Below are 20,196 nucleotides of genomic sequence, written 5' to 3' on the forward strand. Positions count from 1 at the left end.
TAATCATCCTTCTCGTCAAGTGTTTGGAAATAGCGTCTAGCTCTTAGCTTTTCGGTTTGGAGCGGGTTTCATACGTTTCTTGCCTTCTTTGCAAATGTCGAGCAGCGGGCAAACGGGACATTGCGGATTCTGCGCCTTGCAATGATACCGTCCGAAGAAGATCAGCCTATGGTGCGTCTCCGTCCATAATTCCCGGGGAACGAGCTTCATCAGCTTATGCTCGACCTCCAGCACGCTGTCGTCCGGTTTCGCGAAGCCGAGCCGCTTGGATACGCGCTCGACATGGGTGTCGACCGCGATGGCCGGTACGCCGAACGCATTGGATACGACGACATTGGCCGTCTTGCGTCCTACGCCGGGCAGCTTCGTCAGCTCCGCATGCTCGCGCGGGACGTCGCCGCCGTAATCGTCGATCAGCATGCGGCACAGCTTCTGGATAAATAACGCTTTGTTGCGATATAGTCCGATCCGCTTTATGTCATTTTCAAGCTCGTCCAGCGGGACGGCCAAATAATCGGCAGGCGTTCGGTATTTTTGAAACAAATGAAGCGTGACTTTATTCACGGTTTCGTCGGTGCACTGCGCAGAAAGCAAGACGGCGATGGTGAGCTCGAAAGGGTTGCTGTGATGGAGCTCGCAATGCGCATCCGGAAACATGCCGCCGATGACGTCCAGCACATGGGTCATTTTCTCTTTCGCCTTCAACTCGCACTCAACTCCTAATAGAACCATCGTCTCAAAGCATAGCGAAAATTGTCACATTTATCAACCGCTTCTGTTAAGGTTCTAGGCAATTGAACCGCTTTTTTCACAGAATTGAAATAAAAATTGTCCTGGCAGCAAGCCAGGACAATGGCATTCAACTCGATTACGCTTTTACGATTTCAACCAGCGCATTCTTATAGATGTAAAGCACGATGGCATCGCCGTCCGCCAATTGGCCGATGCTGAGCGGCAATCCGTTCTGCGTGATTTTCGTCGATGCCGTTACCGCATACGTATTGCTTTCCGATAACGAGATCCGCTTCACGGACAGCGTTTTGGATGCCGCATCGTATTTCCAGAAATTTTTGGCAACGCCGCTTATCACGGTGATGGCCAGCTGATCCTTCGCATCCAGCTTGACTTCCACCCGGTCGCCGGCGGCGAGGACGGAAGCGGAGCTGCCGGTCGCTCCGTTCTTGACGACGCTGTATGCCGCTCCGAGCGGGAACGTGACCGAATTGCCGTTATAGTCGACGACCGAAATCGCGTCCGTCGATATGGCCGTCAGCCTGCCGACCGCTACGTTCAGCATTTTCAACGAAGATATCGTGCTGCCGGTGAAGTACAGGTTGCCTGTCTGTCCCGCAGCGACACTATCGATCGAAACCTTCTCGCCCTTCTCGTTCGTCACGTCGAGCGTCGAAGTCGAGTAGTCGTAGAACGTACCGTCGCTCGCCTTCAATTTCAGCTTTTTGCCAGCCGCGTCGACGGAGTAGATTTCGATTTGTTTCGCCGTGTGCACCTGCAGCAGCGATACTTTGTCCTGCGCCGCGTTCAGCTGGGCGGTTACCACGTCGCCGGCCTTCACGTCGGACAGAGCGGCGGACGGCTTGCCGACGATGTCGACATGCATCGGCGTATCCAGCTGTACGGTAACCGGCGTCCCGCTGCTTTGCAGCATCGTGATCGAATTGGTATTCGCATTGACAGCCGTCACGGTACCGTCGTATTTGTAGACGAATTGAAGAATGACGGCTTTGTTCTCGGTATAGCCGAGCGTAACCTTCTTCCCTTTCTGCAGGAGGGAAGTAACGGCATTCAGCGTGAGAACCGTTCCGTTCATATCGAGCTTCGTATTGGCGCTCAAATACACGGAAACCAGATTGTTCTTGGCATCCTTGACGGTCAGCGCCTTCAAGTCGTCGTCGTAGCTGACGACCGTTGCGCCTGTCAGCATGTTGACTTGGCGGTTAATGACCTTGATTGCGGCCACTTGGTCCTTATCGTTCAGCGTAATGTCGAGCACGTCGCCTTTCACGAGATCGGCGATCGTCGTCCCCGTCAGTCCCCCGATCGATACATCGACCGTATCCGTTACGAACTTCGCTTCCAGCGCCTGTTGGGCCGTGCCGGCGTTCTTCACGTATTGGATGGTATTCCCGTCGGAGCTTGCCGAGTAGAATTCGCCGCGAATGACCTTCGACGACGTTTGAACGATCGTGATCCGCGTCACGAGCGAATTCTTCACCTCATATGTCACGATATCGCCTACGCGGAGCTGCGACAGGCCGCCGTCCAAAATCTGCCCTTGCCAGACGACCTCCGCTTGCGGCGAAACGTTATACTTCGTTACTGCCTTCGTATCGGTGTCTTCAAAGGTCAGGTCGGTCGCCTGGATGTCTTTGACCGCGCCTTTGCCCGTCGCATTCACCGGAGCCGATTTCACGGCGATCGACAGCGTCACCGGATTCGAGCGGTACGTATCGCGCGTAATTTCGACATTGCTGTCCGCCGTCAGGCTCGATGCCGGAATGGCGTTGCCCGAACCGTCCGTAATCGTAGTGGCGGACGTGTAGGTGACGGCTACCGGTTCGTCGTTGACCCAGACCCACAGCTTGTTATCGTTCGGCAGCACGCGATCCACGGTGCCCGATAGTTTCTCGACTTGCTGCGTGTCGTCCAATTGCTCGACATACAGCGCTTTGCCGCCGCTCGCAACGACGAGCAAATTCGTGTTCGGCACGAGCTGATCCAGCGTCAGCGCCTTGTCGGAATCGAACCGGTACACGTATGTATTGGCATCCACGCTGACGGAAGTCTCTTTGCTGTCTTGATAGAGGTTGAGCGATCCCGCGCTTTGACCCGTCAATACCGCCGTTGACTGTCCGTCGTATGCGACGGGGAACACGCTCTCCGCCCGGCTCAGAATCGTCGCGATCGCGGCCCGCGTAATGCTGCCCTTCGGATCGAACTTGTCCTCCGTCACGCCGTTGACGAGCTTGAGCGCTACGGCCGCGTTCACATAGCCGGCATAATCGGTTCCGATTTGATTGCCGTCCTTGAAATAGCTGGCCGAGGAAGCCAGCTGCTTCGCCGTTTCCTCCTTGCCGATCGCCTTGACGACCAGTTTCGTGATCCATTCCCGCGATGCCGGCTTCGTGCCCCATGGCGTATCCGGGGTCGCGTCGGCAAGCTTGAATTCTTCGTCGCGATTGAGCAATCCCGTTTGGAAGGCGAGCACGATATACGGCTTGAAGTAGGTGCTGACGTTGAAGTTCTCCGGGAATACGACCGCTTCGTCCGTCTTCACTTCGCTTTCTTTGCCAATGAACCGGATCGCCAGCGCGACCGCTTCCTGCTGCGAAATGTTATCGCTCGGCTTGAATGCGCCGTTCGTCCCTTTCACGATGCCCTGGCTCGCCAGCTTGGCGATATGCTTCTCTGCCCAATGGCCTGCCGGCACGTCGCTGAATTTCGTCGTCGCGATCGCCGTATCCGCGTGAACCGAAGCGGCGCCGACTGCGGAGAAACCTGTCAGCAACGAGAATACCATGAATGATGAGGCCAGTTTTGCCCATTTCTTCTGCTGCGGCATACTGCTTCGCTCCCCTATGATTGTTTTTTGATCGGATGCTCCAGGTCTTCATGCCCCATAAGGCTGCTTACGGCTTCGCCGTCAACGAGGATATCCAGCGACGCAATGTCTTTGAACTGGAAGAACGTTTGGGTGACGGCCGCTATCGCGAGCTGTTCCCCGGGCGCGCCCAGCCTTGCTTCGTCCGGAAGATGCACGTCTAGCGTCACCGCGTCTCCGTTCTGCTTGATGCTGAGCAGCTGGACATTCTTCCACAGCGATGCTTCGCCTTTGTCGCTGTCCTTCTGAAGCGCCTTGAACGCGGCAGTCAGCCTCTCGATCGCATCGCCGTACTCGATTTCCGCTTTCTGTGCGTGAAGATCGATCATTTGATCGTCCGTATAATAGACGGATATTTCTTCTTTCTGTTTCTTGACCTCGGGCGCCGCCGTGCCGGCATCCGTTCCCTGGCCGCCCGTTCCTCCGGCGTTAACGGCATCCGGATCGGCAACCCCCGTGTCCGAAGTGCCGTCAGAGCTCCCTTCGTTTACCGCTGCATTGTCATTCCCGGCGCCGTTATTCGATACGGCCCCGTTCTGACCGTTCGACGATTCGCTGCTTTGCAGAGGCTGCGCCTTGCTGCCGCAGGCGCTGAGCGAAACGATCGCAGCAGCCGCAACCAGAACCAACATCAACCTTTTCGTCGACTGACGTTTCATGGGCATCCTCCTAGCTGAGTTTCAAGTATTCTTTGATTCCGGCAACGATCTCCTTGGCGATCTGGTCCTGCCTCGCGCTGTTGAACAGAACGGCGCTGTCCGAACTGTTCGACAAGTAACCGGCTTCCAGCAGCACGGCCGGCATCTTCGTTTCGCGGATGACATGGTAATTGCCTGTCCGCACGCTGCGGTCCTTAAGCCCCGTGCCGGCTACCAGATGCTTGTGCATCACTTTCGCGAGCGCCAAGCTGTCCGAACGCCAGTAATACGTTTCGGATCCGCTTGCGGTTGCGCTTGTCGCCATATTCGCGTGGAAAGAAATGAACAGATCCGCGGGGAGATTGTTCGCGAATTTCGCTCGGTCGGCGAGCTCGATGAACGTATCGTCCGAGCGCGTCAAATAGGCTTTGATTTTCGTTTCCTTATCCAGCAGCGCCTTCACCTTCAACGTGATGGCCAGATTGTATTCCTTCTCCTTATGTCCGTTCACGCTGGACGCGCCCGGGTCTTTGCCCCCGTGACCGGCGTCAAGCACGACTTTGTATACGCCGTTGTCGTTCGTTACGGGAGGCGTAACCGGCGGCGTGACCGGCGGATTGTCATTATCCGGTTGAGTCGGCTGATCGACTGCCGGGCCGGTTTGATCCAATACGTCGATGCGAATCGCATGATCCTCGTTCACGACCTTGTAATTCGTCGGCGCAGTCAAATCGAGCACGACGCGCACGGTCGCCGGGTTGTCCGAATAGAACGAATAGCGGATCTTCGTCAGCGTCGGATGGGAATCGACGATGATCTCGCCGACCTTCGAGCCGTTGCTTGCGGGTATGAAGCCGGGAAGAAAGTACGGATCGAAATTCATCGACGGCACGTCGACGACGATCCGTTCGGTATTATGCAGCACTTCCGTCTTGATCGTGCCGATCGTTCCCTCGTACGCCAAATATACGCTGCTTGTCCCGTCATACGTGATGGATTTCAGCAAAGCGCCGACATTCGTCGACGGCAGCGTCGTTCCGCCGCCGGAACCGGAATCCGTGCCGGAGCCAATATCCGTCCCGGGGACCGTCCCTTCGCTTCCTGCGTCGCCCGGATTCGCCGTGCCGGGTCCATCGGAGCCGCCGGTCTGCGGCGGGCTGTTGACGAGCTTCGAGTACATCTGTACCGAGCGGGTTTCGCTATCCCAATTTACATCTAAACCGAATTGTTCGCCTACGAAACGGAGCGGCACGAACGTGACGCTGCTCGAAATCATCGCCGGCGCATCCAAGCTGACGTTCCGATTATTAACGACGGCGGTTTTGCTGCCGATCGTCAGCACGACCATTGTGTCGCCGTTCGAAATCGTCACATTGGGCGATTTCCAGCTTACGTCATAACCGAGTCCCTCGGTCACGGTTCGAATCGGAACGAACGTCGAGGAATCGACGATCTTCGGTTCCGCGGTGCTTGACAATGCCTTGCCATTCAGATAAAGCTTGGGTGCTTCCGCTGCACCCACGAGAACCGGGAACAATGAGAGGAGGAACGATAACAGCAATACAGCGGTTACAAACTTCTTCATCTTTCACCTCAAAGACTGTTTTTTCGCCTTTAACCAGCTCGCAGTACACGATGCTTGCAGACGATGATTAGACGCAGCTTGTCAGAAAAAGTTGCGTTTATAGGAAAATTGTTGCTGCGGCGGCCGAAATCGGTAGGCAAAGAAACCCCCGGCGCAATTAAGTCATTGCGCCCGGGGGTTTCCCTTTTGCTATCGAAGAAGCGTAGCAGCGCGTTCTAGAACGCGACGCGGCTTGCTTCGTATGCGGAAATTTTGTCTTCATGCTGCAGCGTCAAGCCGATGTCGTCAAGGCCAAGCAGCAGGAATTGACGGCGGTGTTCGTCCAGATCGAACGCGATGCTGAGGCCGGCGTCGTCGGAGATCGTTTTGTTCTCCAGGTCGACCGTTAGCTTGTAGCCTTCCGTCTTCGCCGTGCGCTGGAAGAGCTCTTCCACTTGCTCCTCGCTGAGCTTGATCGGCAGGATGCCGTTCTTGAAGCAGTTATTATAGAAAATATCGGCGTACGACGGCGCGATGATGACTTTGAAGCCGTAGTCGAGAATCGCCCAAGGTGCATGCTCGCGGGAGGAACCGCAGCCGAAGTTGGCGCGGGACAGCAGCACTTCCCCGCCTTGATAGCGCGGCTGGTTCAGGCTGAACGAGTCGATGACATTGCCCTTCTCGTCCCAGCGCCATTCGAAGAACAGGAATTGGCCGAAGCCGCTGCGTTCGATGCGCTTCAGGAATTGTTTCGGGATGATTGCGTCTGTATCTACGTTTACGCGGTCTACCGGCACGGCGAGACCCGTCAGTTGTTTGAAAGCTTCCATGATAGATGACTCCTCTCTCTTCTTCCTGCTAGTTCAGCACTTCGGACTTGATCGTCCAGTCGCGCACGTCCGTGAATTTACCCATGATAGCAGCCGCTGCAGCCATTGCCGGAGAAACGAGATGCGTGCGTCCGCCGCGGCCTTGGCGGCCTTCGAAGTTACGGTTGGACGTCGAAGCGCAGCGCTGGCCCGGTTCGAGAACGTCCGGATTCATCGCGAGGCACATCGAGCAGCCCGCATCGCGCCATTCGAAGCCCGCTTCCGTGAACACTTTGTCGAGGCCTTCCTTCTCGGCCTGGATTTTAACGCGGCCGGAACCCGGCACGACGATTGCCGTTACGCGGTCGCTGACTTTGTAGCCGCGCGCGATTTCGGCAGCGGCGCGCAAATCTTCGATACGGCCGTTCGTGCAAGAACCGATGAAGACGTAGTCGATTTCGATTTCGTTCATCGGCGTGCCGGGCGTAAGACCCATGTACTCAAGCGCCTTCTCGGCAGCTTTGCGCTCGTTCTCGGTCGGAAGCTCGGACGGTACAGGAACAGACTTCGTGATGTCCGTACCCATGCCCGGGCTAGTGCCCCATGTCACTTGCGGGATCAGCGAGTCGACGTCGAATTCAATGACCACGTCGAACGCAGCGCCTTCGTCCGTCGCCAGCTCTTTCCATACCTTGATCGCGCGGTCGAACGCTTCGCCTTGCGGCGCGTATTCGCGGCCTTTCAAGTAGTTGAAGGTCGTTTCGTCCGGTGCGATCAGGCCTGCGCGCGCGCCGGCTTCGATCGACATGTTGCAGACGGTCATACGCTCTTCCATCGTCAGCGAGCGGATCGCTTCGCCGGTGTATTCCATAACGTATCCCGTGCCGAAGTCGGTGCCGTATTTGGCGATAACGCCGAGGATCATATCCTTCGCCGTTACGCCGGGCTTGCGGGAGCCGACGAAACGAACTTCCATCGTCTTCGCTTTGGACTGCTGGAGACATTGCGTTGCAAGCACGTGCTCGACTTCGGACGTGCCGATACCGAACGCCAGCGCGCCGAACGCGCCGTGCGTGGACGTGTGGCTGTCGCCGCAGACGATCGTTTTGCCCGGATGCGTCAGACCGATTTCAGGGCCCATGACGTGTACGACGCCTTGGTCGATGTTGTCCAGGTCGAACAGCTTGACGCCGAAATCCTTACAGTTCTGCGTCAGCGTATCGATTTGCTGCTTGGAGATCGGATCGCTGATGTTGTAGCGGTCTTTTGTCGGTACGTTGTGGTCCATCGTCGCGAACGTCAGGTCCGGACGGCGAACTTTGCGGCCTGTCATGCGAAGGCCTTCGAAAGCTTGCGGAGACGTTACTTCGTGCACAAGCTGCAAGTCGATATAAATGACGCTCGGCTTGCCTTCTTCGGCATGAATGACGTGGTTATCCCAAATTTTCTCAAACATCGTTCTCTTCGTCATCGTGTTCACCTCATAAAAGATTCTCGTTATTTCATTGGCGCAATCTAGTAATTCCTTGTTGTCATCATAGCATTTCTTTCTTCATTGAACCAAGATATAATATCTATAAAAGCAATAGGTACGGCCTATGACGATCTTACCTTCGATTCTTCATAAAAGGAAGTGTATTTACTTGGAACTTCGCCAGCTTCAGTACGTCATCCAGATCGCGAAAGAAAAGAACTTCTCCCGCGCCGCGGAGAAGCTGCATATCGCCCAGCCGTCGCTTAGCCAGCAGCTCTCCAAGCTGGAGAAGGAAATCGGCGTGCTCCTGTTCCGCCGCACGACCAATTCCGTCGAGCTGACGCATGCCGGCAACGTCTTCGTCGAGAAAGCGCAGGGCATTCTGGATAACGTCGAGCAGCTCAAGCAGGAGCTGGACGACCTCGCGCATATGCGCAAGGGCAAGCTCGTCGTCGGCAGCTTGTCGATTACCGGCTCGCATGTCTTGCCGATCGTGCTCCCGATCTTCGGACGCCGATATCCCGAAATCGAAGTCGTGCTCGTCGAGGATACCCCTTCCAAGCTGGAGCAGCTGACCGCGAGCGGCCAGACCGACCTCAGTCTGCTCGCTCTGCCGCTGCACGAGCCTTCGCTGGAATGGATCCCGATTATAGAGGAAGAAATCGTGCTGGCCGTGCCGCCGGAGCATCCGCTTGCGAAACGGACGAAGCCCGTGCGGGTCGACGAGCTGCGCAGCGAGCCGTTCATCGTGCTCAAGCGGGGACAAGGGTTTCGCCAGATTGTCCTCGAGACATGCGAGAAGGCGGGCTTCGAGCCGCGGGTCGTCTTCGAGAGCACCAACATCGAGACCGTGCAATCGCTGGTCGCGGCGGGCATGGGCATTACGCTCGTACCGAAGATGCTCAAGCGCCACGTAACCGGAGAGCTGGCTCCCGTCTATCTGGATTTTGCCGTGCCGAAGCCGACGAGAACGCTCGTCATCGCAAGCCGCAAAGGCCGCTATCTGTCGAGAGCGGCCGAGGCGTTCATTGAAACGATGAATGTGACGACCGAGCAGCATTTCAACAATGCCTAGCCTTTCAACGACGCATAAGACTACGCTTCAGGCAGCCTATCCGTCGCCGCGGCGACAATACGGCGATGCTCAACGTCAGGACTTAATATAGCGACGGCCTGCGATCCTCGAACACGGGGATCTTGGTGCGGACGGCGTCCACCAGGGACAAATCGATTTCGGCCCGCACGATCGTCTCTTCTTCGCCCGCTTCCGCGATAATTTCGCCCCATGGATCGATAACGAGGGAATGGCCGAAGAACTCGCTCTCGCCGCTCGTCCCGCAGCGGTTGCAGGCGATGACGAACATTTGGTTCTCGATCGCTCTTGCCGTCAGCAGCGTCCGCCAATGATGCAGCCGCGGGTTCGGCCATTGCGCCGGCACGAACAGCGCGCGCGCGCCGCCGAGCGCCAGCTTGCGCGCAAGCTCCGGGAACCGGATATCGTAGCAGATCATCATGCCCGCGGGCGTTCCGCCGGCTTCCAGACGCCCCGGTTCCTCCCCGGCCCGCAAATACTTCTCTTCGTCCATCAGACGGAAGAGATGGATTTTGGAATACTGGCTTGTCAGCACGCCTTCTTCATTGAAGACGTACATCGTATTGTACACGCCGTCCTCCCGTCTCTCCGCAATCGAGCCGCCGATCAGCTGAACGCCGTGCGTTCTCGCGAAGGACGACAGCAGCTCCTTCGCACGGCGTCCTTCCGGATCGGCGATATCCTCGATTCGTTCAAGGGCATACCCCGTGTTCCACATCTCGGGAAGCATTATCAGATCCGGCTTCGCGTCGCCGTTCACGGCTTCTTCCAGTTTCAGCCGCAGCCGTTCGAAATTCGCGTCCGGATTTCCCGCATCGACATGCATCTGCACGAGAGCCAGCCGCATTTTGTTTCCACTCATCCCATTGCCTCCCGTTTTCCATGCCGGCATACCGCCCAAAGCGGTTTCCCGCGCCTGTTTTGCTCAGTTTTACCTAATGATAACGTCTCATGCTTCCCTGTCAAGATGGGCAACGTATCAACGAAACGATAATCCATCTTAAAGGAGCTTATCTGCATGAGAATAAAAAGCATAAACCTGCTGGCCGTATTCGCCCTTCTGCTCTGTTTAGTCTATCCTTCCTCCGCGAACGCCGCCGCCAACGAGGGCGAAGGCGGAACGGGACTCCGTCCCGTGCAGGCATTCGACGTCGTCGCGGGCAAAGTCGTCAAAACCGTCCCGAACACCCCCGACTTTCAGAACTATGCCAAATCGTGGCTGAAGGCGAATACGGGACTCTCGCCGAAGCTGCAGGCCGAAGATAAATGCGGCTTCGTATTCCGCATTCCGCTCGACGAGCCGACGGCGGTCAAAGCCGGCGCCGACCAAGTTACCACGCAGGACGTCTTCCTGTTCTACTGTCCGAAGAAACCGCAGCTGCTGCTTATTTTCGACGAGAACCGGAAACCTTACCTGCTTAATTTCAAATCCAATATCAAACCGTTCCTGAAGGCCATGGACCTCTAATCTCTATCGCATTCCGCATGCGAACTCGACACTCGTTCGATCCATATGCTACATTTAGGGCATGAAAATGGGTTGGAGGATAGGACTACGATGGAACGCACACACGCATTTCACATTCAACCGGCAAGCCGCATGACGGGTTTGCCGGCTCAATTTTTTGCGGGACTTGTCGCCAAGGCGAACGCGCAGGCGGCCAAAGGACGCGATGTCATCAATCTGGGGCAGGGCAATCCGGACCGGCCGACGCCGCCGCATATCGTCGAAGCGCTGCAGGAAGCGGCTCCGAACCCGCTGTACCATAAGTATCCGCCGTTCAGCGGCTACAAATTCTTGAAGGAAGCCGTCGCGCAACGATATCTGGAAGATTACGGCGTCGAGCTCGATCCCGAGAAGGAAGTGGCCGTCTTGTTCGGCGGCAAAACGGGCCTGATCGAGATCAGCCAATGCTTGCTCGATCCCGGCGATGTCTGCCTCGTGCCCGATCCCGGGTATCCGGATTACTGGTCCGGCGTCGCGCTTGCCGGCGGCGTCATGGAATATATGCCGCTGCGGGAAAGCAACGGTTTTCTGCCGGATTACGGCGCGGTTTCGCCGGCAGCGGCCGATAAGGCGAAGCTGATGTTCATCAATTACCCGAACAATCCGACCGGAGCGACCGCGGGCGCCGACTTCTACGCGCAAACGATCGACTTCGCTGCAAAGCACGGCATCGTGGTCGCCAGCGATTTTGCGTACGGAGCAATCGGCTTCGACGGGAACCCGCCCGTCAGCTTCCTCCAGTCGCCCGGCGCGAAGGAAGTCGGCGTCGAGTTCTACACGCTGTCCAAGACGTATAATATGGCCGGGTGGCGCGTCGGTTTCGCGCTTGGCAATGCTGAGGTCGTCTCGCTGATCAACCTGATGCAGGATCATTATTACTGCAGCCTGTTCGGCGGCATTCAGGCCGCGGCCGCGGTCGCGCTGACCAGCTCGCAGCAATGCGTGTCGGAGCTGACGGCCGCTTACGAGAGCCGCCGGAACGCGCTGTTCGCCGCCATGGACGAAATCGGCTGGGAAAGCCGGAAGCCGTCAGGCTCGTTCTTCTGCTGGCTGCCCGTGCCGAAGGGCCACACCTCCGCTTCGTTCTCGGACTACGTGCTGGAGCATGCGGATGTCGTCCTGGCGCCGGGAATCGGGTTCGGCACGCACGGCGAAGGTTATGTCCGGCTTGGCCTGCTTGCTTCGGAGGAACGGCTTCAGGAAGCCATCCGCCGGATCGGCAAACTGCGTCTGTTCGGTTAGCGCAGCCGCGCGATTCATTTCCGTCGTGTTCAGGAAGCCCGCAGCGATGCCGCCTGCGGGCTTTCGTTTGCTTTACACGGCGGCGCAGAACATGGTATGCTTGCTATAACTTCACAACTTCACACAAGCAACGTATTGACGGGGCTAAGTACGCAATCCGCGACGCGATCAGAGAGTAAATTCATTGGCTGCGAGAATTTACCGCGCTTGCTGCGGAAACCCACCCCTGAACGGCCGGCGACGAGTCGGACAGCGGCCTGCTGTTACCAGGCCCATGAAGCCGAACGGCATGCTCCCTTACGGGATCGGCATGACCGTTAATAAAGGTGGTACCGCGGAAGTAAACTTTCGTCCTTTGTCTATTTTGCAAAGGCGGAAGTTTTTTTATTTATGTTCAGCCGGATTATGCATGTACCATTCATGGGAAAGGTTTGAATCGCATGACAGAGACCATCGTAGTCAAAATCGGGAGCAGCTCCCTGACATCGGAAGAAGGCGGCCTCAACCGCGAACGCATCGCGTTCTTCGCGCATGAATTGGCGGCGCTCCATGAAGCCGGCCATCAAGTGCTGCTCGTGACATCCGGCGCCGTTGCCGCCGGTTTCCGCAAGATCGGCTATGCCAGCCGGCCGAAAATCATCCACGAGAAGCAAGCCGCCGCCGCCGTCGGCCAAGCGCTGCTCATGCAGGCCTATCAGGAAGCGTTCGGCTCTTACGGCGCCGACGGCGGCGTCGGCGTCGCCCAGATTCTGCTGACGCGCGCCGACTTCTCGAACCGCAAACGGATACAGAACGCGCAAATGACGATCGAAGAGCTGCTGAAGCAGGGGATCGTGCCGATCATTAACGAGAACGACACCGTTGCCACGGAAGAGCTGAAATTCAGCGAGAACGATACGTTGTCCGCGCTCGTCGGCAATTTGGTCAAAGCGAAGCAGCTCGTCATTATTACCGACATGGACGGGCTGTACACCGAGGATCCGAGGAAGAACCCGGCCGCCAAGCGCATCGACCGCGTCGGCCAAATCTCCGACGATATTCTGAGCTTCGCCGGCGGCGCCGGGTCCTCGGTCGGCACGGGCGGCATGCGTTCCAAGATCGATGCCGCGCGGATCGCCATGCGCGGCGGCGTGCCGACGTTCATCGGCCGCGTTGTCGAACCGGGCGACCTGCAGCTTGCCGTATCGGGCCAGGGCCGCGGCACGTACTTCGATACGAGCCTGCATAATCTGCCGATGAAGAAGCAATGGCTCGGCTTCCACTCGATGCCGCAGGGGCGCATCATCGTCGACGACGGCGCGGAGCGCGCGCTGCTGGAAGGCCACAAGAGCCTCCTGCCTGCCGGTATCCGCCGCATCGAAGGCGAGTTCCATGCCGGAGACGTCGTCGAGGTATGCAATTTGTCCGGCCAGACGCTGGGCCGCGGCGTCGTCAATTACGACGCCTGGCAGGCGCAGGCCGCGGCAGGGCTCAGCTCGGAGGAAGTGCGCCGGCGCGTCGAGGTCGTCCGCATGGAAGTGATCCATCGCGACGAATGGGTCACGCTGAAGAATTAAATTTGTGGTGTTAGATGACCTGCTGTCAAATTGGGTCTCCAATCGCTGTTGTAGTTCTGATTTCTTTTAATTTATAAGTGATTATATGTTGAAATCAGACTACAAAGGCGACCGTTTCACTTTTCCGACTCCAATTTGACCTCTGGTCATCACCACAATTGTAATTCCAGTAAAAGAAAAAAGAAAAGGAAGAAAGAAGGGCTAACCATGAGCGAAGTACGCGGTAAAGCGGCGCTGGCCAAAGCGGCCGCGCAAATTATGAACCGTCTGACGACGAACGAGAAGAACGAAGCGCTGCTCGCGCTGGCGGACGCGCTCGTCGAGCACCGGCAATCCATTATCGCGGCCAATGCGATCGATATCGACCGCGGCCGTGCGAACGGCACGAGCGAGTCTCTCCTCGATCGGCTGAAGCTGACCCCGGACCGGATCCAAGGCATCGCCGAAGGGCTGCGCCAAGTCGCGGAGCTGCCCGATCCGGTCGGCGAAACGCTGGAGACGTTCGAGCGCCCGAACGGCCTGCGCATCGAGAAAATTTCCGTGCCGCTCGGCGTCATCGGCATGATCTACGAAGCGCGTCCGAACGTAACGGTCGATGCGGCCGGCCTTTGCCTCAAGACGGGCAATGCCGTCGTGCTGCGCGGCGGTTCCGCCGCGCTGGAATCGAACCGCCGCATCGTCGAGGTCCTGCGCGAGGCGCTCGCGGGAACCGCGCTGCCTGCCGATGCGCTGCAGCTGGTGGAAGATCCGTCACGCGCCTCCGTCGACGAAATGCTGAAGCTGAACGGCTTGCTGGACGTCGTCATTCCGCGCGGCGGCGCTTCGCTCATTCGCAACGTCGTCGATAACGCGACCGTGCCGGTCATCGAGACCGGCGCTGGCATCTGCCACACGTTCGTCGACGAAAGCGCCGCATACGACATGGCCGCCGACATCGCCTTCAACGCGAAAGTACAGCGCCCGTCGGTGTGCAACTCGATGGAGACGCTGCTCGTGCACGAAGCGTTCGCAAGCCAGCATCTGCGCACGCTGGCGGACCGTTTTCTTGCGGCCGATGTCGAGCTGCGCGGCTGCGAGCGGACGCGCGCGATACTTCCTGAAGCGTCGCTTGCATCGGATGGCGATTTTGCGACAGAATATAACGATTACATTATGAATATCCGCATCGTCGACGATCTGGAGCAAGCGCTGCGGCATATCGCCGACTTCGGCACGATGCATTCGGAATGCATCGTGACCGAGAACGCGGTCAATGCCGCGAGCTTCCTGCAGCGCGTCGACGCAGCCGCGGTGTACCATAACGCCTCCACCCGCTTCACCGACGGCTTCGAATTCGGCTACGGCGCCGAGATCGGCATCAGCACGCAGAAGCTTCACGCGCGCGGACCGATGGGCCTGCCGGCACTGACGTCGACCAAATTCCGCGTCCATGGAAACGGTCAGGTTCGCGGCTAAGCGTTTAATTCGGTCGTATATCAGCAGTCGCTCGCGGTGAATTCAAGAATATGACGCAGCCAAGCGCGATCGGCACCCGCCGCTGTGAACTGTACTAGCGTATTACACAATGAATGCAACGACTACTCGGCCTATGCACGGGTATGACAGGAGGAACCAGCTATTATGACTACCCTATCTTCCGGCGTCGCGCCGGCTATCAATACGATGCGCCTCTGTTTCTACGGCGCGGGCTCCATGGCCGAAGCGATCGTCCGCGGCCTGCTTGACCGCGGGTTGACCGAGCCCGGCCGGATCGGCATGATGAACCGCCAGAACGCCGAGCGCATGAACGAGCTTTCGAGCCGTTACGGCATCGTCGGCGCTCTGAGCGAAGGCGAGAAGGAATCGATGCTGCGCGAAGCCGACATTATCTTCCTCGCCATGAAGCCGAAGGATGCGGCCGAAGCGATCAAGCGCGTACGGGACCTGCTCCGGCCGGAGCAAATGATCGTCTCCCTCATCGCGGGCATGACGATCGCGACGCTCGAGTCGCTGCTCGGCAAGCCGCTGCCGATCGTTCGCACGATGCCGAACACGTCGAGCACCATCGGGCTCGGCGCGACGGGCATCAGTTTCTCGGCCGCCGTCAGCGAAGGCCAGCGCCGGCTTGCCGACACGCTGTTCCAGGCCGTCGGGCTGACGGCGATCGTCGAAGAGCCGATGATCGAGGTCGTGACCGGCATTTCCGGCAGCGGACCTGCTTATTTCTATTACATGATGGAAGCGATGATCGACGCGGGAACGAAGCTCGGCTTATCCGCGGAAGCCGCGCGCGAGCTGACGCTGCAGACGATACTCGGAGCAGCCCATATGGTCAAGGCGACAGGCGAGGACCCGGCCGATCTGCGCCGCAAAGTAACGTCGCCGAACGGCTCCACGCAGGCGGCGATCGAGAAGTTCGACGAATTCAGGTTCAAGGAAGCCGTCTTCGGCGCCGTCAGCCGGTGCGCCGAACGCGCCATGGAAATGGGAGCCGAAATCGAAAGGAAGGCCAAAGAATGAGCCACGCGGTATGCACGGCCGCTTATCGTTGCTTTGACGACAAAGCGGATTTCCAGAAGAAAGCGCTCGGCATCGCCGTCGGCCTGACCGTCGGCAGCTGGACCGACCTGCCCGAGGCGCGCAAAGCCGAAATGGAGAAGCATCTCGGCCGTGTCGTTTCGGTCGAGGAGCACGCGGGAACGGAGCCCGGAACGCGATACGCGGATATCGTCATCGCCTATCCGGACGTTAACTTCAGCCGCGACATCCCCGCCCTGCTCGTAACCGTATTCGGCAAGCTGTCCATGGACGGCCGCATCAAGCTGCTCGATCTCGGCTTCTCGCCGGACTTCCTGTCGGCGTTCCCGGGTCCGAAATTCGGCTTGAACGGCGTTCGCGGCTTGCTGGGCGTGCATGACCGCCCGCTGCTGATGAGCATCTTCAAATCCGTCATCGGCCACGACCTGCCTAACCTGCGCGAACAGTTCTACAAGCAGGCGCTTGGCGGCGTCGACCTGATCAAGGACGACGAAATTCTGTTCGAGAACCCGCTGACGCCGCTGCAGAAGCGCGTCGAAACATGCATGGAAGCGGCCCGCCAAGCGGAGTCCGAAACCGGCCAGAAGCTGCTGTACGCCGTCAACCTGACCGGTCCGACGTCGAAGCTTGCTTCGCAGGCGAAGCTGGCCATCGCCGCAGGCGCCAACGCCCTGCTCTTCAACGTGCTGGCGTACGGCTTCGACGTGCTTCACGAGCTGAGCAGCGATCCGGAGATCACGGTGCCGATCGCCGCCCATCCGGCGATGGCGGGCGCCTTCTATCCGTCGCCGCATTACGGCATCTCGGCCCCGCTGCTGCTCGGCAAGCTGATGCGCCTCGCCGGCGCGGATCTGGCCCTGTTCCCGTCGCCGTACGGCTCCGTCGTCATGCCGCGGGAAGAGAACCTCGCGGTACAGGCCGCGCTGATCGATCCGGCGCTCCCGGTCCGCCCGAGCTTCGCGGTGCCGTCCGCCGGCATTCATCCCGGTCTCGTGCCCCTCATCCTCCGCGACTTCGGCACGGACGTCGTCGTCAATGCGGGCGGCGGCATTCACGGCCATCCGATGGGCACGGCGGCAGGCGGACAGGCGTTCCGTCAAGCCATCGCGGCAACGCTGAACGGCGTCTCCCTGCCGGACGCGGCGGCGCAGCCGGGCAACGAAGCGCTGCAAGCGGCCATCGACAGCTGGGGACATAAACAACCATGACCACAAGCGAGGTACGGACATCCATGACCAAACAACGCGTGATTTTCTGCGACTTCGACGGTACGATTACCGAGAACGATAATATCGTGGCGATTATCCGCCATTTCAACCCGCCGGGCTGGGAAGCGATCGTGAACAGTATCGTCAACCAGACCAAGAGCATCAAGCAGGGCGTCGGCGAGCTGTTCCGGCTGCTGCCGGCATCCATGAAACGCGAAGTGATCGACTATGCGATTTCCAACGCCCGCATTCGGGCCGGCTTCGCGGACCTGCTGCGCTATTGCAAGGACAACAACATCCAATTCTACGTGACGAGCGGCGGCATCGATTTCTTCGTCTATCCGCTGCTCGCGCCGTTCGGGATTCCGGAAGACCATATCTATTGCAACGGCAGCGATTTCAGCGGCGAACGGATCGAAATCACATGGCCCCATCCTTGCGAAGGCGGCTGTACGACGGATTGCGGCATGTGCAAGAAGACGATCATTGGCCGCTTCCCGTCCGACCGGTTCGAGCGCATTCTGATCGGCGACAGCGTGACGGATTTCGAAGGCGCCAAGCTGGCCGATATCGTCTTCTCCCGCTCCCACCTGACGCAGAAATGCGCGGAGCTCGGGCTGCCCCATCACGAATACGAGACGTTCCATGACGTCATCCATCAAATGAAACTGCAGGAGGCGCAATCGTAAGATGTCTTTCGCACAAATCCCATTAGAAGCCAAACAACAAGCGCTGGCGGAGCTGTCGGAGGTCAAGCGCCTCTTCGCCGGCCGCGGCTGGTTCCCGGGCACGAGCGGCAACCTGTCGATCCGCGTCGGCGATTTCGCGCCCGATGAGTTTCATTTCGCCATCACCGCGAGCGGGAAGGACAAATCGCTGTCCACGCCGGAAGACTTCCTGTTCGTCGACCAAGCCGGCAAGCCAAGCGAGCCGACGAAGCTGAAGCCGTCAGCCGAAACGCTCATTCACTGCGAAATTTACAAGCAAACCGGCTGCGGCGCGATTTTCCACGTTCATACGGTATTTAACAATCTGGCGTCCGAGCTGTTCTGGGAGCGCAAATCGATTCCGGTGGACGGCGTCGAGCTGATCAAGGCGTTCAATATTTGGGACGAGGAAGCGCATATCGACATTCCGGTCGTATCCAATTTCGCGCATATTCCGAGCATCGTTCCGGAAGTGACGGAGCGTCTGAACAAACGCATTCCGGGCATTATGCTGCGCAAGCACGGCATTTACGCCTGGGGGGCGAACGCATTCGAAGCGAAGCGCCATCTGGAAGCGTTCGAGTTCCTGTTCGAATACGTGTACCGCCGGGAACTGCTGAAACGGTGAGCAGGCTTACCGGGAAGTTACCATTCGCTGTACCGGGCAAAATGAAGAACAAAGACTAAAGACAAAAAGGCGCTGCATGCGGCTGACAGGGTCAGCGGGCATCAGTGCCTTTTGTCTTGCCGTGCGAACCGAACCGCTGCTTCGCTTCAACGGCCAGCTCGAGTTTGTTGAACGCCATGCAGTGCTCGAACGTAATTTCGAAGACGTCCGGCATCGGCAGCGCCTCGAAATAACCGCCGACCGCATCGGCGCTCTCGAACCAGTCCGTTCGCTCCGGAAGTTTCGCTTGCACATCCGCCCAGGCGGTTTGAAGGTCGGGGCTGTACAGCTTTCCGGCAGCAGCCTTCGTCAGCTTGCAGCCTTCGAGCCGCGCCTGGTATCCGTCGTCCTCGCGCCGGCCGGTGCGTTCTTTCGTGAACAGATGCGGCGCGTAATCCGCGCGCGATCCGCTGTGGTGCACGCCGCGAACGAACGCCATCACCCCTTCCATCACTTCGGGTACCGCGAGCAGAATGGCGTATAGCCGCTTGCCGAATTCGACGCGCTCCTTGACGTCACTGAAATCTTCAAGCACGAGTCCAGCTAGCATCATTTCGCCTCCGGAGTCGAGGGGGGACCCGTACGGCATGACGACCGTGTTCGTTTGCAGCGGGATCTGCAGCAGGAACGGCGCGCGCTTCAGGACATGCGCCCGGAAGTGCTCGCTCCGCACAATCGGCCGCTCGATCACATGCTGCTCGTTCACGATGAGCGCGGTCGTCAGCAGGACGGAGTCTCTGCGCTGCCAGAACTGCCGCCAGACCGGGAGCATGAACCGCGAAACGCCGAAGTAGGGCAGCAGCCGCGACAGGTCCGTCCCTTCCCTGCACGAAGCTTCGTATAACAGCAATTGCGGATACGCGTCATGGAAGATGAGCGAATTAATCCGCTCGAGCATCATGAATGCATGCGTGCGGGAGGCGTCGTCCAACAGCTTCGGAAGCAGCTCGCCTTTCAGATCGGTCATGTTCCACCCGCCGTTGCGCGATACCAGGTGGGCGAGCAGCGCCCATTGCAGCTCCGGGCTGCGGTAATAAACCGCGCGGTAGGCTTCCGTACGGGTAAGATTGTTCCTGTTGGCGGTTTCCGTTTCATGGTGGATGCGATGAATAAGCGCACGTTCCTCGTCCGTTAATAAAGCCATGGATTCGCTGACCGCAAGAACGGATTCCGTCTCCTGTTCCGACGGTGACGAGGCTCTCGGTTCTGCAGGCGCTGTCGTGGCTGGCGTGGCTGGCGCAGTTGTCGACGACGACGCAGGCGGGATTGACGGCATGCCGGACGCTGCCTCCTCCGCCGTACGCGCATCTAACGCTTCCAGCGCCGCCAACAGCTCGCTGACGAGCTCTTGGCGCATCGCTGCAGGACGCGCGTGCTCGGCAAGCGCATGCGATGCATGTCGGGCATCCTGCCGATGCAGTACGTAATTTCGAATAAGACGGATAACGTGATTCAACCAGGCAAGCAGCGAAGGCTGCTTGCGCTGCGGGCGGTGCTGCGGCATGCCGGCCCTCCTTTACCTCCGGAAAATCTATCGCTTGGCTTAGTATGAACTGCTCTGTCAATGATTAGCCGCTGTAGTATACTAATACTAT

The 20,196-nt window shown here is 58.5% G+C and carries 17 protein-coding genes; 9 read left to right on the plus strand and 8 right to left on the minus strand.

Features of this window, described 5'->3' with window-relative positions; all coding sequences use genetic code 11:
* Positions 1-36: 36 nt before the first annotated feature.
* The 6 genes from nth to leuC all read right to left on the minus strand — a co-directional run bounded on the left by nth (position 37) and on the right by leuC (position 8,101).
* Positions 37-687 carry an endonuclease III gene (nth, locus tag GXP70_RS18675; RefSeq protein ID WP_162360550.1) on the minus strand — a complete coding sequence of 217 codons (651 nt, stop codon included), beginning with the start codon at positions 685-687 and terminating at the stop codon, positions 37-39.
* Between the two features lie 181 nt (positions 688-868).
* Positions 869-3,580 carry an S-layer homology domain-containing protein gene (locus GXP70_RS18680; protein ID WP_162358235.1) on the minus strand — a complete coding sequence of 904 codons (2,712 nt, stop codon included), beginning with the start codon at positions 3,578-3,580 and terminating at the stop codon, positions 869-871.
* Between the two features lie 14 nt (positions 3,581-3,594).
* A complete protein-coding gene (locus GXP70_RS18685; RefSeq protein ID WP_162358236.1) occupies positions 3,595-4,278 on the minus strand; it encodes a GerMN domain-containing protein in 684 nt (227 codons plus the stop codon).
* A gap of 10 nt (positions 4,279-4,288) precedes the next feature.
* Positions 4,289-5,734 carry an N-acetylmuramoyl-L-alanine amidase gene (locus GXP70_RS18690; protein ID WP_162358237.1) on the minus strand — a complete coding sequence of 482 codons (1,446 nt, stop codon included), beginning with the start codon at positions 5,732-5,734 and terminating at the stop codon, positions 4,289-4,291.
* A 323-nt stretch (positions 5,735-6,057) separates the two neighbouring features.
* Positions 6,058-6,651, minus strand: coding sequence for a 3-isopropylmalate dehydratase small subunit (gene leuD / locus GXP70_RS18695; protein ID WP_162358238.1), 594 nt, complete (start codon positions 6,649-6,651; stop codon positions 6,058-6,060).
* Between the two features lie 28 nt (positions 6,652-6,679).
* Positions 6,680-8,101 carry a 3-isopropylmalate dehydratase large subunit gene (gene leuC / locus GXP70_RS18700; protein WP_162358239.1) on the minus strand — a complete coding sequence of 474 codons (1,422 nt, stop codon included), beginning with the start codon at positions 8,099-8,101 and terminating at the stop codon, positions 6,680-6,682.
* Positions 8,102-8,273: 172 nt separating this feature from the next.
* Here leuC and GXP70_RS18705 point away from each other — a divergent pair, with 172 nt between their 5' ends.
* Entirely contained in the window at positions 8,274-9,179 is a 906-nt protein-coding gene (locus tag GXP70_RS18705; protein ID WP_162358240.1) for a LysR family transcriptional regulator, read from the plus strand.
* 82 nt (positions 9,180-9,261) lie between these two features.
* Here the strand turns inward: GXP70_RS18705 and GXP70_RS18710 are convergent, their stop codons facing one another.
* On the minus strand, positions 9,262-10,059 hold the full coding sequence (locus GXP70_RS18710) for a carbon-nitrogen family hydrolase (protein ID WP_162358241.1): 798 nt from the start codon (positions 10,057-10,059) through the stop codon (positions 9,262-9,264).
* A 156-nt stretch (positions 10,060-10,215) separates the two neighbouring features.
* Between GXP70_RS18710 and GXP70_RS18715 the strand changes: the two genes are divergently transcribed.
* The 8 genes from GXP70_RS18715 (at position 10,216) to mtnB (ending at position 18,562) form a co-directional block, all read left to right on the plus strand.
* Positions 10,216-10,665, plus strand: a complete 450-nt coding sequence (locus GXP70_RS18715) for a hypothetical protein (protein ID WP_162358242.1) — start codon at positions 10,216-10,218, stop codon at positions 10,663-10,665.
* A gap of 90 nt (positions 10,666-10,755) precedes the next feature.
* Positions 10,756-11,946 carry a pyridoxal phosphate-dependent aminotransferase gene (locus GXP70_RS18720; RefSeq protein WP_162358243.1) on the plus strand — a complete coding sequence of 397 codons (1,191 nt, stop codon included), beginning with the start codon at positions 10,756-10,758 and terminating at the stop codon, positions 11,944-11,946.
* Positions 11,947-12,386: 440 nt separating this feature from the next.
* A complete protein-coding gene (gene proB / locus GXP70_RS18725) occupies positions 12,387-13,502 on the plus strand; it encodes a glutamate 5-kinase (RefSeq protein WP_162358244.1) in 1,116 nt (371 codons plus the stop codon).
* 207 nt (positions 13,503-13,709) lie between these two features.
* On the plus strand, positions 13,710-14,957 hold the full coding sequence (locus GXP70_RS18730) for a glutamate-5-semialdehyde dehydrogenase (RefSeq protein ID WP_162358245.1): 1,248 nt from the start codon (positions 13,710-13,712) through the stop codon (positions 14,955-14,957).
* A 165-nt stretch (positions 14,958-15,122) separates the two neighbouring features.
* The gene (gene proC / locus GXP70_RS18735; protein WP_162358246.1) at positions 15,123-16,001 is read left to right on the plus strand and encodes a pyrroline-5-carboxylate reductase; all 879 of its coding nucleotides are present in this window, start codon (positions 15,123-15,125) and stop codon (positions 15,999-16,001) included.
* Entirely contained in the window at positions 15,998-17,227 is a 1,230-nt protein-coding gene (locus GXP70_RS18740) for a 2,3-diketo-5-methylthiopentyl-1-phosphate enolase (protein WP_162358247.1), read from the plus strand. The genes proC and GXP70_RS18740 overlap by 4 nt, the downstream gene beginning before the upstream one ends.
* 23 nt (positions 17,228-17,250) lie before the next feature.
* On the plus strand, positions 17,251-17,916 hold the full coding sequence (locus tag GXP70_RS18745; RefSeq protein ID WP_162358248.1) for a 2-hydroxy-3-keto-5-methylthiopentenyl-1-phosphate phosphatase: 666 nt from the start codon (positions 17,251-17,253) through the stop codon (positions 17,914-17,916).
* 1 nt (position 17,917) lies between these two features.
* Positions 17,918-18,562 (plus strand): methylthioribulose 1-phosphate dehydratase, encoded by a 645-nt coding sequence (gene mtnB / locus GXP70_RS18750; protein ID WP_162358249.1) that lies wholly within the window; start codon positions 17,918-17,920, stop codon positions 18,560-18,562.
* A gap of 91 nt (positions 18,563-18,653) precedes the next feature.
* On the opposite strand, the gene GXP70_RS18755 is transcribed toward mtnB, so the two are convergent.
* A complete protein-coding gene (locus GXP70_RS18755; protein ID WP_162358250.1) occupies positions 18,654-20,105 on the minus strand; it encodes a DUF2515 family protein in 1,452 nt (483 codons plus the stop codon).
* Positions 20,106-20,196: the final 91 nt, after the last annotated feature.

The sequence above is a fragment of the Paenibacillus lycopersici genome, from assembly GCF_010119935.1.
In the GTDB taxonomy this organism is placed as follows: Bacteria; Bacillota; Bacilli; order Paenibacillales; family Paenibacillaceae; genus Paenibacillus_Z; species Paenibacillus_Z lycopersici.

Coding starts and splice junctions, on each gene's coding strand:
- leuD (WP_162358238.1), bottom strand. CDS start 6,651: ATGGAAGCTTTCAAACAACTGACGGGTCTCGCCGTGCCGGTAGACCGC.
- GXP70_RS18720 (WP_162358243.1), top strand. CDS start 10,756: ATGGAACGCACACACGCATTTCACATTCAACCGGCAAGCCGCATGACG.
- GXP70_RS18685 (WP_162358236.1), bottom strand. CDS start 4,278: ATGAAACGTCAGTCGACGAAAAGGTTGATGTTGGTTCTGGTTGCGGCT.
- leuC (WP_162358239.1), bottom strand. CDS start 8,101: ATGACGAAGAGAACGATGTTTGAGAAAATTTGGGATAACCACGTCATT.
- GXP70_RS18730 (WP_162358245.1), top strand. CDS start 13,710: ATGAGCGAAGTACGCGGTAAAGCGGCGCTGGCCAAAGCGGCCGCGCAA.
- proC (WP_162358246.1), top strand. CDS start 15,123: ATGACTACCCTATCTTCCGGCGTCGCGCCGGCTATCAATACGATGCGC.
- GXP70_RS18745 (WP_162358248.1), top strand. CDS start 17,251: ATGACCAAACAACGCGTGATTTTCTGCGACTTCGACGGTACGATTACC.
- mtnB (WP_162358249.1), top strand. CDS start 17,918: ATGTCTTTCGCACAAATCCCATTAGAAGCCAAACAACAAGCGCTGGCG.
- GXP70_RS18710 (WP_162358241.1), bottom strand. CDS start 10,059: ATGAGTGGAAACAAAATGCGGCTGGCTCTCGTGCAGATGCATGTCGAT.
- GXP70_RS18680 (WP_162358235.1), bottom strand. CDS start 3,580: ATGCCGCAGCAGAAGAAATGGGCAAAACTGGCCTCATCATTCATGGTA.
- proB (WP_162358244.1), top strand. CDS start 12,387: ATGACAGAGACCATCGTAGTCAAAATCGGGAGCAGCTCCCTGACATCG.
- GXP70_RS18755 (WP_162358250.1), bottom strand. CDS start 20,105: ATGCCGCAGCACCGCCCGCAGCGCAAGCAGCCTTCGCTGCTTGCCTGG.
- GXP70_RS18715 (WP_162358242.1), top strand. CDS start 10,216: ATGAGAATAAAAAGCATAAACCTGCTGGCCGTATTCGCCCTTCTGCTC.
- nth (WP_162360550.1), bottom strand. CDS start 687: ATGACCCATGTGCTGGACGTCATCGGCGGCATGTTTCCGGATGCGCAT.
- GXP70_RS18740 (WP_162358247.1), top strand. CDS start 15,998: ATGAGCCACGCGGTATGCACGGCCGCTTATCGTTGCTTTGACGACAAA.